We start from the raw sequence: 12,533 nt of genomic DNA, 5'->3' as shown, positions 1-12,533 counted from the left end.
TCCGATGTATTTCGTAGGGTGTGAGCAGAGGAGGAACGGCCGTGCAGTTCTTGCGCCTGGGGCCGGTCGGCGATGAACGTCCCGCAGTCAGGGCCGACGACGGGATCACGTACGACCTCCTGCCGATCACCCCGGACATCGACGGGGCGTTCCTCGCGAACGACGGCGTGAACCGCGTGCGCGCCGCACTCGAAGCGAACGAGCTGAAGGTCCTCGACCACGAGGACCTGCGGGTCGGGCCGCCGCTCGCGCATCCGGGCAAGGTCATCTGCATCGGCCTCAACTACCGCGACCACGCGGAGGAGACCGGCGCGGACATCCCCGGTGAGCCGGTGATGTTCCTCAAGACGCCCGACACCATCGTCGGCCCGTACGACCAGGTGCTCGTGCCCCGCCGGTCCGTGAAGACCGACTGGGAGGTCGAGCTCGGCGTCGTCATCGGGAGCACCGCTCGTTACCTGGAGTCCGAAGAGGAGGCTCTGGCGTGCGTCGGCGCGTACGTGCTCTCGCACGACGTCTCCGAGCGCGAGTTCCAGATCGAGCGCGGCGGAACGTGGGACAAGGGCAAGAACTGCGAGACGTTCAACCCACTCGGCCCCTTCCTCGTGCCCGCCGACGAGATCGCCGACCCGCAGAGCCTCGAGATGCGCCTCTGGGTGAACGGCGAGATCAAGCAGAACTCCTCCACCAAGAACATGATCTTCTCGGTCGCGGAGATCGTGCGCTACCTCAGCCAGTTCCTTGTCCTTCGTCCGGGTGACGTCATCAACACCGGTACACCCGCTGGTGTCGCGCTCGGCCAGCCGGAGCCGAAGCCGTACCTGCGCGCCGGAGACGTGGTCGAGCTGGAGATCGAAGGCCTCGGCAAGCAACGCCAGACCCTCGGGCAGGCCTGACGATGCCGAAGATCACCGCACTGGACGTCCTGGACATCCGGTTCCCGACGTCGCGCGAGCTGGACGGCTCCGACGCGATGAACCCCGACCCCGACTACTCCGCCGCCTACGTGGTGCTGCGGACCGACGAGGGGCCGGAGGGGCACGGGCTCGCGTTCACCATCGGCCGCGGCAACGACGTGCAGGCCGCCGCGATCAAGGCGCTGGCGTCGCACGTCGTCGGCAAGGACGTGCCGGAGAACGCGAAGGCGCTGGCGGAGCTGTACTTCGAGCTCATCGGCGACTCGCAGATCCGCTGGCTCGGGCCCGAGAAGGGCGTCGCGCACATGGCGATCGGCGCCGTCGTCAACGCCGCGTGGGACCTCGCCGCCCGCCGCGCCGGACTGCCGGTCTGGAAGTTCCTCGCGCAGATGACGCCCGAGGAGATCGTCAGCCTGGTCGACTTCCGGTACTTGAGCGACGCGCTGACGCCCGACGAGGCGTTGCAGATCCTGCGCAAGGTCGAGCACGGCAAGACCGAGCGCATCGAAACCGTTGCCCGCGAAGGATATCCGGCCTACACGACGTCACCGGGCTGGCTCGGCTACTCCGACGAGAAGCTCGCCGGGCTCGCGCGGCAGGCGTTGGCCGACGGCTTCGACATGATCAAGCTCAAGGTCGGCGGCAGCCTCGACGACGACGTCCGCCGGATGAAGCTCGCCCGCGAGGTCGTCGGTGACGAGGTGCGCGTCGCGGTGGACGCGAACCAGCGCTGGGACGTCGACACGGCCGTGCGGTGGATGAAGGAACTCGCGCCGTACAACCCGTACTGGATCGAGGAGCCGACCTCGCCGGACGACGTCCTGGCGCACCGCGCGATCGCCGACGCGCTGGCCCCGATCCGGGTCGCCACCGGCGAGCACGTGCAGAACCGGGTGATCTTCAAGCAGCTGCTGCAGGCCGGGGCGATCGACTTCCTGCAGCTCGACGCGTGCCGGGTCGCGGGTGTCAACGAGAACGTCGCGATCCTGTTGCTGGCCAAGAAGTTCGACATCCCGGTGTGCCCGCACGCCGGCGGGGTGGGCCTGTGCGAGCTGGTCCGGCACCTGTCGTTCTTCGACTATGTCGCCGTGTCCGGCGAGGTCGGCGAGCGCGTGATCGAGTGGGTCGACCACCTGCACGAGCACTTCCTCGACCCTGCCGTCGTCGAGAACGGCCGCTACCTCGCACCGTCGCAGCCGGGCTTCTCCGCCCAGCTCAAGGACGAGACGCTGGCCGACTACGTCTACCCAGAGGGTCCTGTGTGGACTGAGCTGGAGGGTTCGGAATGACCGACTTCGAAGGACTCGTCGCCGTCGTCACGGGCGGAGCGTCCGGCATCGGCCTCGCCACCGCTGAGTTGCTCGCTTCTCGCGGTGCCACGGCCGTCGCGCTCGACCTGACCCCGGACGTCAAGGACCCGCTGGTCGGCATCCGCGCGGACGTCTCGGACGACGAGAGCGTCCGGGCCGCGATCGACGAGGTCGTCGCACGGTTCGGACGGCTCGACGTCGTGGTCAACAACGCCGGCATCGGCGCGCAGGGCGACGTCGCGGCCAACGACGACGCCCAGTGGTCGAAGGTGCTGGACGTCAACGTCCTCGGCATGGTCCGCGTCTCGCGTGCCGCCCTGCCGCACCTGCGGAAGTCGCCCGCCGCGGCGATCGTCAACACCTGCTCCATCGCTGCCTGGGCCGGGCTCCCGCAGCGAGCGCTCTACTCGGCCAGCAAGGGCGCGGTGTACTCGCTGACGCTCGCGATGGCCGCCGACCACGTCCGCGAAGGCATTCGCGTCAACGCGGTCGCCCCCGGCACGGCGGACACCCCGTGGGTGGGCCGTCTGCTCGACTCGGCGCCGGACCCAGCCGCCGAGCGGGCCGCGTTGGAGGCGCGCCAGCCGCACGGCAGGCTCGTCTCCGCTGATGAGGTCGCGGGAGCCATCGCCTATCTGGCGAGCCCGCTTTCGGGTTCCACCGCCGGCACGATCCTCGCCGTCGACGGTGGCATGTATGGCTTGCGCTTGCGTCCCAAGCAGTCATGAAAGGCAACACAACGATGAAGCGTCGCAACCTCACCGCCGCGGTGTGCCTCGCGCTCGCCGGCGCACTGACACTGTCCGCCTGTGGCGGCGGCGGATCCGCCGGCACCGGAGCCAGTGGTGTCGGCCCGATCGGCGCCGACCACCCGCGGGCCGACTCCGACTTCTGGAACTCCTACATCAAGTACTTCCCGGACAAGGCCAAGGAACTCGGGATCAACCTGCTGAACCCGACGAACTCGCAGAACAAGGTCGAGAACCTGGTCGCCAACGCGCAGTCGCTGCAGTCGCAGGGCGCCAAGGCGATCGTGATGGCCCCGCAGGACACCGGCGCCATCGCGTCCACTTTGGACAGGCTCGACAAGGCCGGCATCCCGGTCGTCACCGTCGACACCCGTCCGGACAAGGGCAAGACCTACATGGTCGTGCGCGCGGACAACAAGGCGTACGGCGAGAAGGCCTGCAAGTTCCTCGGCGACAAGCTGGGCGGCAAGGGCAAGGTCGTCGAGTTCCAGGGCGCGCTGTCGTCGGTCAACGGCCGCGACCGCTCCGAGGCGTTCGCCGCCTGCATGAAGTCGAACTACCCCGGCATCACGGTGTTCGAGGAGCCGACGGACTGGGAGGGCGCCAAGGCGTCCGCCGCGTTGCAGACGCGCCTGAACCAGCACCCGGACATCAACGGCATCTACATGCAGGCCGGTGGCGTGTTCCTCGCGCCGACGCTGCAGGTGTTGCGCCAGAAGAACCTGCTGGTCCCGCCGACCGACCCCAAGCACGTGTGGATCGTCTCCAACGACGGCATCCCGTCGGAGCTCGAAGCCATCCGCAAGGGCGAGATCGACGCGACCGTCTCGCAGCCGGCCGACCTCTACGCGCAGTGGGCGCTCTTCTACGCGAAGGCCGCCGTCGAGGGCAAGACGTTCCAGCCCGGCCCGACGGACCACGACTCCACGATCGTCGACGTCGGCGGTGGCCGCCTGGAGGACCAGCTCCCGGCGCCGCTGATCACCAAGGAGAACGTCGACGACAAGGCGTTCTGGGGTAACCAGATCTGATGAACGATTTTGCGGCTGTCGCGCGTGGCGTGACGAAACGGTTCGGGCGCACGCTCGCGTTGGACGACGTGAGCATCGAGATTCGCGCCGGTGAGTCACACGCGCTCGTCGGCCGCAACGGCGCGGGCAAGTCGACGTTGGTCTCCGTCCTGACCGGCATGCGTGCGCCGGACGCGGGCGAGGTCAGCTTCTTCGGCGAACCCGCGCCGCCCGTCAGCGACAGTTCGGCCTGGCGCCGGCACGTCGCGTGCGTGTACCAGAAGTCGACGGTCGTACCTGACCTGTCCGTCGCCGAGAACCTGTTCATCAACCGGCAGGACCTCGGCGGCGGGCTGATCAGGTGGAAGAAACTGCGGGCCGAGGCCTCGGCGTTGCTGGAGACCTACGACGTCGCGGTGAACCCGGACGCTCTGGTGTCTTCGCTGACCGTCGAGCAGCGGCAGTTGGTGGAGATCGCGCGGGCGTTGTCGATCGGCTCGCGGTTCGTGATCCTGGACGAACCGACGGCGCAGCTCGACGGCCCGGCGATCGAGCGGCTGTTCGACCGGATGAGGTCGTTGCAGGAGCGCGGGGTGACGTTCCTGTTCATCTCGCACCACCTGCAGGAGGTCTACGAGGTCTGCCAGACGGTGACGGTCTACCGCGACGCGCGGCACATCGTCACCGCGCCGGTGGCCGAGATGTCGAAGCCCGACCTGATCGAGGCGATGACCGGCGAGGTCGGCGGGCTGAACGTGCCGTCCGGCGACGACCGGCCGTCGTCCGAGGAGAAGGTGCTGGAGGTGGCGTCCCTGAGCGGCGACCACTTCTCGGACATCTCGCTGTCGGCGACCCGTGGTGAGGTCATCGGGCTCGCGGGCAGCGCGTCGTCCGGCAAGCACGAGTTCGCCGAGACCATCTACGGGCTGCGCAAGCCTTCGGCCGGTTCTGTTGCCGTGGACGGGTCCGTGGTGCGCGGCGGTGACGTTCCGGCTGCTCTTCGCGCGGGAATCGGCTGTGTGCCACGGGATCGGCACCACCAGGGATTGGTGCTGGACCTGTCGATCGCGGAGAACGCGACGATGAGCACGGCCGGTGGGTTCGTGTGGCCGTCGGCGCAACGGGCCGCCGGCAGCACCGCGATCGCCTCGTACGACGTGAAGGCCGCCGGTCCGGACCAGCCCGTGTCGGACCTGTCCGGTGGCAACCAGCAGAAGGTCGTGATGGCACGCGCGCTGGCCGGTGACCCGTCGGTGCTGGTGCTGATCAACCCGACCGCGGGTGTCGACGTGAAGTCGAAGGAGTCGCTGCTCGGGGTCGTCGACGCGCAGGCGCGGCGGGGCAAGGCGGCGATCGTCGTCTCGGACGAGCTCGACGACCTGCGGGTCTGCGACCGGGTGCTGGTGCTGTTCCACGGCCAGGTCGTGCAGGAGTTCGGCCGCGGCTGGCGTGACCAGGAACTGATCTCTGCGATTGAGGGAATGAGCTCGGAATGACCAAGGCCATGACACCGCCGGTCGCGGCGACCGCTGCGCCTTCGGAGAAGCAGAAGTTCCGGCTGGCGCGCTACCAGGACCTCGCACTGGTCCCGGTGATCATCCTGTTGCTGATCATCGGGGCGATCCTCTCGCCGATCTTCCTGACGCCCAACAACCTCATCGCGGTGCTGACCCAGCAGAGCGAGCTGTCGTTGCTGGTGCTCGGGCAGGCGATGATCCTGATCGTCGGCAAGATGGACCTGTCGCTCGAGTCGACCGTCGGTCTGGCGCCTGCTCTGGCCGTCGCGTTGATCATCCCGTCGTCGGCCGGTGGGCTCGACATCGGACTCGCGGCCTGGCTCGCGTTGCCGTTGTGCATCCTGATCGGTGTCGCGATCGGTGGCCTGAACGGGTTCCTGATCCTGAAGGTCGGGCTGTCCGGGTTCATGGTGACCCTGGGCATGCTGACGATGCTGCGCGGGTTGCAGCTCGCGATCACCGAGGGCAAGTCGCTGATCGACGTGCCGGAGTCGTTCCTGTACCTGGGTTCCACGACGTGGCTCGGGTTGCCGGCGGCGGTGTGGATCTGCGTTGTCTGTTACGCCGTGGGCATTTTCGTCCTGAAGTACCTGAGGGCCGGTCGGTCGTTGTACGCGATCGGCGGCAACTCGGAGGCGGCCCGCGCGGCCGGTATCCGGGTCGACCGCGTGGTGTGGATGGTGCTGATCATCGGGTCCGTGCTCGCCGTGATCGCGGGCATCCTGATGACGGGTCGGCTGGGATCCGTTGCCGCCACTCAGGGCGAGGGCATGATCTTCCAGGTCTTCGCGGCTGCGGTGATCGGCGGCATCTCGTTGAACGGCGGCAAGGGCACGCTGTTCGGTGCGTTGTCGGGTGTGCTGATGCTGGGGCTGGTGGAGCAGATCCTGCGGTTGCAGGGCGTGTCCGGCTTCTACATCAAGGCCTCGTACGGTGCGGTGATCATCCTCGCGTTGATCGTGACGCGGTTCGCCACCGGGCAGAAGCAGGAGTAGGGCTGTGGAGACCGTCGCGTTGCACACCCGGCTCCGGGAAGGCTGCGAAGCCGACTACGACCGGATTCACGCCACGATCCCGGTGGAGCTGGACGGGGCGTTGCGCGAGGCCGGGGTGCGCTCGTGGCGGATCTGGCGGTCCGGGCGGGAGTTGTTCCACCTGGTCGAGGTGGAGGACTACCGGGCGATGCGGGCGTGTTTGGCGGAGCACCCGGCCAACGTTCCGTGGCAGGCTCGGATGGCTTTGTTGCTGGAGGTCTCCGATGACTACTCTGGCGCTGATCCCGATGTGCGACTCGTGTGGGAGCTGCCGTGAAGGTTGCTGTTTCTCGTCTGGGCTTTGGTGCCGCGCCGATCGGCAACCTGTACCGGGAGACCTCGGACGCCGACGCCTTCGGCGCGGTGGAGGCGGCTTGGGCTTCTGGGGTCCGGTACTTCGACACCGCGCCGCACTACGGGCTCGGGCTGTCCGAACGCCGTCTCGGGGCGGTGCTGGCGGACAAGCCGCGCGAGGAGTTCGTGATCTCCACGAAGGTCGGGCGGGTGCTGGAGCCGTCTGACGGGGTTGGTCTCGATGACGAGGGTTTCGCGGTGCCGCGGACGTTCCGTCGGGTTCGGGACTACTCGGCGGACGGGGTGAAACGGTCTCTTGAGTCCTCTTTGGAGCGTCTCGGGACCGATCACGTGGAGATCGTCTACATCCACGATCCGGACGACTTCTGGGACTCGGCCTTCGGCGAGGCCTATCCCGCGCTGGAGTCGTTGCGGTCGCAGGGGGTTGTGGGTGCGATCGGCGTCGGCATGAACCAGTGGGAGATGCCGGAGCGGTTCGTCCGCGAGACCGACATCGACGTGGTGATGCTGGCCGGGCGGTACACGTTGCTGGAACAGCCTTCGCTGCCTTCGTTCCTGCCTGCCTGCGTCGAGCGCGGGGTGGCTGTGGTGGCGTGCGGGGTGTTCAACTCCGGGCTGCTGTCGAAGCCCGTCGTGGCCGCTGATTCGAAGTACAACTACGAGGACGCGCCTGCCGCGTTGGTGGCGCGGGCCCGGGCGATCGCCGAGGTGTGCGCGCGACACGGGGTGACGTTGCCCGAGGTGGCGATCCAGTTCGCTCTCGGCCACCCGGCGGTGGAGTCGGTGGTGATCGGGGCGCGCAACGCGTCGCAGATGACCTCCAACGCTGCGTATTTTGAAGCGGTGATCCCTGCCGGGTTGTGGGACGAGCTGAAGTCGTTGGGGCTGCTGGGTGTGGAGGTGCCGACGCCGTGATCGTCGACGCTCACCACCACCTGTGGGACCTGTCGGTGCGCGACCAGGACTGGATCACCGATCCGCCGATGGGCGTGATCCGGCGGTCGTTCCTGGAGCCTGACTTCGTTGCTGCGGCGCCTGATGTTTCGGCTTCGGTGCTGGTGCAGACGGTGTGCGTGCCGGAGGAGACGCCGGAGTTCCTCGCGGTGGCGGCGTCTTCGGACGTGGTGTCCGCGGTGGTGGGCTGGGTTGATCTGACGTCGGCCGGTGTGGCTGACTCGTTGGCTGCGTTGGTCGACTCGCCGGACGGCTCCTGGCTGCGCGGGATCCGGCACCAGGTGCAGGGCGAGGCCGATCCGGAGTGGTTGTGCCGCAAGGACGTCTGGAACGGGCTCGCGGCCGTGGGTTCTGCCGGGCTGATCTACGAGCTGCTGACCTTGCCTCATCAGATGCCTGCGGCGCGGCGGACCGTGGCGGCGCTGCCGCAGGTCGAGTTCGTGGTGGACCACTGCTCGAAGCCCGCTGTCGGTTCGGATCCGGGGGAGTGGGCCGAGCTGATCCGGTCGCTGGCGGCGCACGAGAACGTGACGTGCAAGCTGTCCGGGCTGGTCACCGAGGCCGACTGGAAGTCGTGGAGCGTCTCGGATCTGCGGCCGTACTTCGAGGTCGTGCTGGACGCGTTCGGGCCGGAGCGGCTGATGTTCGGCTCGGACTGGCCCGTTGTGCTGCTGGCCGCCTCTTACGAGGAGTGGCTTGGTGCGGCTCAGGAGTTGGTGTCCGAGCTGTCGTCCGGCGAGCAGGACGCGATCTTCGCGGGCACTGCTCGCCGGGTCTACGGGCTTTAGAAGAGCGCCTTCAGCTCGTTGATGAGCTGCGGCGTCGCGCCGACCAGCGGTTCGCGGACCGGGCCGGACGGCAGGCCGAGGATGTTGAGCGCGGCCTTGACGGCGACGGCACCCGGCTCGCGGGTCATGATCGCGGTGATGACCGGCAGCAACGCCTGGTGGCGGCGCAGGGCTTCCTTGTTGTCGCCCTCGTCGTAGGCGTCGAGCATCGCCTTGATCTCGTTGCCGACGACGTGACCGACGGTGCTGACCGTGCCGACGCCACCGATCGAGTACAGCGGCAGGATCAGCTCGTCGTTGCCGGAGTAGTAGTCGAGGCCGGTCTCGGCGATGACCCGGGCCGTCGCGAGCAGGTCGACCTTGCAGTCCTTCACGCCGACGATCCGCGGGTGCTCCGCGAGCCGCAGCAGCGTCTCGGTGTCGATCGCGGTGCCGGTGCGGCCGGGGATGTCGTAGAGCAACGCGGGCAGGCCACTCGCGTTGGCGACGTTGCGGAAGTGGTTCTCGACGCCTTCCTGCGTGGGCTTGCTGTAGTACGGCGTGACGACGAGCAGGCCGTCGGCGCCGCTCTGCTCCGCCTGGTGGGCGAGCTCGATGGTGTGCCGCGTGGAGTTGGTGCCGACGCCCGCGAGGATCTGCGTGCGGTCGCCGACGGCCTCCTTCACGGCCCTGATGATCTGCGCCTTCTCGGCGTCGGTGGTCGTGGGCGCCTCGCCGGTCGTGCCGTTGACGACCAGCCCGTCCGCGCCGCCCTTGTCGACGAGGTGCGCCGCCAGCTCCTGCGCACCCTTGAGGTCCAGGTCACCGTCGGGGGTGAACGGGGTGACCATCGCTACCAGCACTCGTCCGAACATGACTCCAGCGTGGCTCTAGTCTTCGCGAAGTTCCAGTTAGAAGTTCTGCTCGGAACGTTAAGCTGAGCTTTGTGTTGGATGTGCGGCGTCTCCGGTTGCTCCACGCTCTGTCGGTGCACGGCACGGTCACGGCCGCTGCCGAGGCACTCCACGTGACCTCTCCGGCCGTCTCCCAGCAGTTGGCCGCGCTGGAACGCGAGGCCGGTGTCGCGCTGGTCGAACGGGATGGCCGACGGCTGGCTTTGACGCGTGCCGGGCACGTGCTGGCTGCTCACACGCAGCTGGTGCTGGACCAGTTGGCTGCGGCCGAGGCCGATCTGGCTTCGTTGCGGACGTCCGTGTCCGGTGTGGTGCGGGTGGGGGCTTTTGTTTCGGTGGCTGCGTTGTTGCCTCGGGTGATCCAGGTGCTGCGGTCGGCGCACGGGTCCGATGTGGACCTCTTCGTGCACGAGATGGAACCCGAGGCTTCGCTGCCCGCGTTGCGGCGTGGGGACATCGACATCGCGGTGATCCACTCGTACAACATCATGCCGCGCTCGTTGCCCACGTCCTGCGAGTCGTTCGAGCTGTTCGTGGAGCCGGTGAACGTGGCGCTGCCGTTGTCGGACCCGTTGGTGCAGCAGGACTCCGTGGACCTGGCCGGGCTGGCCGACCGGCCGTGGATCATGCCTCGGACGGACGCCTCGTGCCACGAGCTGACCCAGCGGGCGTGCGGCGCCGCCGGGTTCGTGCCTCGGGCGCAGGCCTACTGCGACGACTTCGGGGTGATCTGCGGGCTGGTCGAGGCCGGACTCGGGGTGGCGCTGGTGCCGTCGGTGGCGCGACGGCCCGGGGTGGCGTTGCGGCCGTTGAAGCAGCAGGTGTTCCGGACGGTGTCGGCGGTGGTGCGCAACCGTGCCGACGGGCAGCCTGCCGTGCGGGCGGTGCTGGAGCAGCTACGCCAGGTCTGAGAGCCACTGTTCGACGCCGGCCACGTGCACCGTGGACCAGCTGCGCGCGAGTTCCGGCTGGTGCGCCGCCAGCGCGTCGACGATGGCCCGGTGCTCGGCCACCGTGCGGTCGACGGCGTTGGACTGCGTGATGCCGCGCCAGATCCGCACCCGGACCGTCGGGCCGGCCAGCGTGTCGAGCAGCTGCGCCAGGTAGGCGTTGCCGGAGCACTGGGCGATGGCGCGGTGGAAGTCGAGGTCGTGCTCGACCAGTTCCTCGACAGATTTGGCGTGCTCGGCCGCGTCGCAGAGGGCCCGCAGCTTCACGATCTCGTCCGGATCGACCCTTTGGGCAGCCATCGCGGCGGCCGCGGGCTCCAGGATTCGGCGAACTTGGAGGACTTCCAGGACCGAATCTTCGCCTCGGTGCAGGTCCAGCACGAACGAAAGCGCGCCCAGCAGGTCGTCAGCCCTCAGCGACGAGACGTACGTGCCGTCGCCCTGGCGGACGTCCAGGACGCGGACGAGGGACAGCGCCTTGACCGCCTCGCGCAGCGAGTTGCGGGACAGGCCGAGGCGTTCTGCCAGGTCAGCCTCTCGCGGGAGACGGTCGCCGGGCTTCAGCTCGCCCGAAACGATCATCTCCTTGACGCGCAGGATCGCATCGTCAGTGACTGCCACGGCACCCTCAACTCGTCGTAGACCTCGGATGTCTGGGGACCAGTATGCGCCACAGATGGTCATCTTCGGCGCATCCCGGCATTTCCGGCACTGATTAACAAAGTCACATGTAAGATGGTTATCTCTTAACGACACGTGACGTGGACCTCTGTTGTCGCCATAATGGTCTGGACCATTCAAGGAGGGATCTTGGACGCCGTTGTCGCAGCACCGCGCGCTTTGCTCGGTCGCACGATCGTCGGTCCTGCCTCGGTGCGGATCAGGGACGGCCGCATCGTCGAGGTGACCACCGGTGAAGCACCACCCGGCGCGGAGGTCCTGTCCGACGGCCTGCTGACACCGGGCCTGGTCGACGTGCAGGTGAACGGCGCCGTGGGCGTCGACTTCGCCGAGGTGGACGCCGCCGGAATGCGTTCCGTGGCCGAGGCTTTGCCGTCCACCGGAGTAACCCGGTTCCTGCCCACGCTGATCACCGCACCGGTTGACGTGGTGCTCAGGCAGGCGCGGGCGGTCCTGGCCGCTTCCGCCGCTCTGCCCTACGGCGTGGGAGCCCGGCCGTTGGGCGTACATCTCGAAGGCCCCTTCCTGTCGCCGAAGCGGGCAGGGGTGCACGACCCGTCGTTCATGGTCGAGCCTGGTCCTGACCAGATCTCGGCGTTGCTGGACGACGAACTCATCCGCCGTGCGCTGCGGATGGTGACCATGGCTCCCGAACAGCCCGGTGGTCTGGAGGCGGTCCGCCGTCTCGTCGAGGCCGGCGTGCTCGTCGCGGTGGGCCACTCCGACGCCACGGGTGAGCAGACCCGCGCCGCCGCCGATGCGGGTGCCCGCATGGTGACGCACCTGTTCAACGCCCAGCGGCCGCTCGGCCACCGCGAACCCGGCGTGCCCGGCGTCGCCCTGGTCGACGAGCGCTTCACGCTCGGCCTCATCGCGGACCTCGCCCACGTGGGCCCGGACGTGTGCCGCCTCGTGTTCAACGCCGCCGGAGCACGAGTCGCACTGGTCACGGACGCCGTCGCCGCCGCGGGGATGCCGCCCGGCCGCTACCACCTCGGTGGGGCGGACGTGCTGCTCACCGAGGACGGCGTGCCGCGGTCGCCGGAGGGCACGATCGCCGGTTCCGCGCTCACGCTGGACCGCGCCGTGCGGAACATCGTGTCCGTGGGCGTGCCGGTCGCCGACGCGCTGGCTTCGGCCACGATCGTGCCCGCCGAGGTCATCGGCGAGTCCGGTCTCGGTCGCCTCGCGCCGGGTGCCGTCGCGGACCTGGTGTGGTGGGACGACGACCTGCGGCCCAAGAAGGTCTGGGTCGACGGTCAGGTCGTGTTCGACGCCGAGTCTCCGGTGGTGGCCGCACCGGTCGCGGCCGGATACGCGACCGCGGGCCAGTAGCAGTAACGCTCAGAGGGCGCTTCCGTCCCCCGTCGCACGGGGAGGGGAGCGCCCTTTGTCGTGCGCAGCGTTCAGTGCAT

13 protein-coding genes are annotated in these 12,533 nt (G+C 68.5%); 11 read left to right on the top strand and 2 right to left on the bottom strand.

Annotated features, from left to right (window positions below; all coding sequences use genetic code 11):
* Positions 1–41 precede the first annotated feature (41 nt).
* Genes JNUCC0626_RS30755 through JNUCC0626_RS30715 form a run of 9 tightly spaced genes read left to right on the top strand, consistent with a single transcriptional unit; the run spans position 42 to position 8,594 of the window.
* Complete coding sequence (locus JNUCC0626_RS30755) at positions 42–896, top strand: fumarylacetoacetate hydrolase family protein (protein ID WP_394614227.1); 855 nt, start codon at positions 42–44, stop codon at positions 894–896.
* A gap of 2 nt (positions 897–898) precedes the next feature.
* On the top strand, positions 899–2,206 hold the full coding sequence (locus JNUCC0626_RS30750; RefSeq protein ID WP_394614226.1) for an enolase C-terminal domain-like protein: 1,308 nt from the start codon (positions 899–901) through the stop codon (positions 2,204–2,206).
* A complete protein-coding gene (locus JNUCC0626_RS30745; protein WP_394614225.1) occupies positions 2,203–2,955 on the top strand; it encodes an SDR family NAD(P)-dependent oxidoreductase in 753 nt (250 codons plus the stop codon). Before JNUCC0626_RS30750 ends, JNUCC0626_RS30745 begins: the two co-directional genes overlap by 4 nt.
* A gap of 14 nt (positions 2,956–2,969) precedes the next feature.
* Positions 2,970–4,007: a sugar ABC transporter substrate-binding protein gene (locus JNUCC0626_RS30740; protein ID WP_394614224.1), complete on the top strand. Its 1,038-nt coding sequence runs from the start codon at positions 2,970–2,972 to the stop codon at positions 4,005–4,007.
* A complete protein-coding gene (locus tag JNUCC0626_RS30735) occupies positions 4,007–5,482 on the top strand; it encodes a sugar ABC transporter ATP-binding protein (protein ID WP_394614223.1) in 1,476 nt (491 codons plus the stop codon). Before JNUCC0626_RS30740 ends, JNUCC0626_RS30735 begins: the two co-directional genes overlap by 1 nt.
* Positions 5,479–6,498: an ABC transporter permease gene (locus JNUCC0626_RS30730; RefSeq protein WP_394614222.1), complete on the top strand. Its 1,020-nt coding sequence runs from the start codon at positions 5,479–5,481 to the stop codon at positions 6,496–6,498. The genes JNUCC0626_RS30735 and JNUCC0626_RS30730 overlap by 4 nt, the downstream gene beginning before the upstream one ends.
* A 4-nt stretch (positions 6,499–6,502) precedes the next feature.
* Entirely contained in the window at positions 6,503–6,814 is a 312-nt protein-coding gene (locus JNUCC0626_RS30725) for an L-rhamnose mutarotase (RefSeq protein WP_394614221.1), read from the top strand.
* Entirely contained in the window at positions 6,811–7,767 is a 957-nt protein-coding gene (locus JNUCC0626_RS30720; protein WP_394614220.1) for an aldo/keto reductase, read from the top strand. The genes JNUCC0626_RS30725 and JNUCC0626_RS30720 overlap by 4 nt, the downstream gene beginning before the upstream one ends.
* Positions 7,764–8,594 carry an amidohydrolase family protein gene (locus JNUCC0626_RS30715; protein ID WP_394614219.1) on the top strand — a complete coding sequence of 277 codons (831 nt, stop codon included), beginning with the start codon at positions 7,764–7,766 and terminating at the stop codon, positions 8,592–8,594. Before JNUCC0626_RS30720 ends, JNUCC0626_RS30715 begins: the two co-directional genes overlap by 4 nt.
* Here the strand turns inward: JNUCC0626_RS30715 and dapA are convergent.
* Positions 8,591–9,448 carry a 4-hydroxy-tetrahydrodipicolinate synthase gene (gene dapA / locus JNUCC0626_RS30710; RefSeq protein ID WP_394614218.1) on the bottom strand — a complete coding sequence of 286 codons (858 nt, stop codon included), beginning with the start codon at positions 9,446–9,448 and terminating at the stop codon, positions 8,591–8,593. The genes JNUCC0626_RS30715 and dapA overlap by 4 nt on opposite strands.
* 71 nt (positions 9,449–9,519) lie before the next feature.
* Here dapA and JNUCC0626_RS30705 point away from each other — a divergent pair, with 71 nt between their 5' ends.
* Positions 9,520–10,398 carry a LysR family transcriptional regulator gene (locus JNUCC0626_RS30705; protein WP_394614217.1) on the top strand — a complete coding sequence of 293 codons (879 nt, stop codon included), beginning with the start codon at positions 9,520–9,522 and terminating at the stop codon, positions 10,396–10,398.
* Here JNUCC0626_RS30705 and JNUCC0626_RS30700 read toward each other — a convergent pair.
* Positions 10,384–11,058 carry a FadR/GntR family transcriptional regulator gene (locus JNUCC0626_RS30700; protein ID WP_285642861.1) on the bottom strand — a complete coding sequence of 225 codons (675 nt, stop codon included), beginning with the start codon at positions 11,056–11,058 and terminating at the stop codon, positions 10,384–10,386. The two genes, JNUCC0626_RS30705 and JNUCC0626_RS30700, sit on opposite strands and share 15 nt — an antisense overlap.
* Positions 11,059–11,247: 189 nt before the next feature.
* Here JNUCC0626_RS30700 and nagA point away from each other — a divergent pair, with 189 nt between their 5' ends.
* Positions 11,248–12,453: an N-acetylglucosamine-6-phosphate deacetylase gene (nagA, locus tag JNUCC0626_RS30695; RefSeq protein WP_394614216.1), complete on the top strand. Its 1,206-nt coding sequence runs from the start codon at positions 11,248–11,250 to the stop codon at positions 12,451–12,453.
* The last annotated feature ends 80 nt before the right edge of the window (positions 12,454–12,533 follow it).

The organism is Lentzea sp. JNUCC 0626 (genome assembly GCF_043632865.1).
GTDB lineage: Bacteria > Actinomycetota > Actinomycetes > Mycobacteriales > Pseudonocardiaceae > Lentzea.
Note: the sequence above shows the minus strand (reverse complement) of the source record. Positions and strands in the feature narration are given on the sequence as shown.

Coding starts and splice junctions, on each gene's coding strand:
- JNUCC0626_RS30735 (WP_394614223.1), top strand. CDS start 4,007: ATGAACGATTTTGCGGCTGTCGCGCGTGGCGTGACGAAACGGTTCGGG.
- JNUCC0626_RS30730 (WP_394614222.1), top strand. CDS start 5,479: ATGACCAAGGCCATGACACCGCCGGTCGCGGCGACCGCTGCGCCTTCG.
- JNUCC0626_RS30740 (WP_394614224.1), top strand. CDS start 2,970: ATGAAGCGTCGCAACCTCACCGCCGCGGTGTGCCTCGCGCTCGCCGGC.
- JNUCC0626_RS30750 (WP_394614226.1), top strand. CDS start 899: ATGCCGAAGATCACCGCACTGGACGTCCTGGACATCCGGTTCCCGACG.
- dapA (WP_394614218.1), bottom strand. CDS start 9,448: ATGTTCGGACGAGTGCTGGTAGCGATGGTCACCCCGTTCACCCCCGAC.
- JNUCC0626_RS30745 (WP_394614225.1), top strand. CDS start 2,203: ATGACCGACTTCGAAGGACTCGTCGCCGTCGTCACGGGCGGAGCGTCC.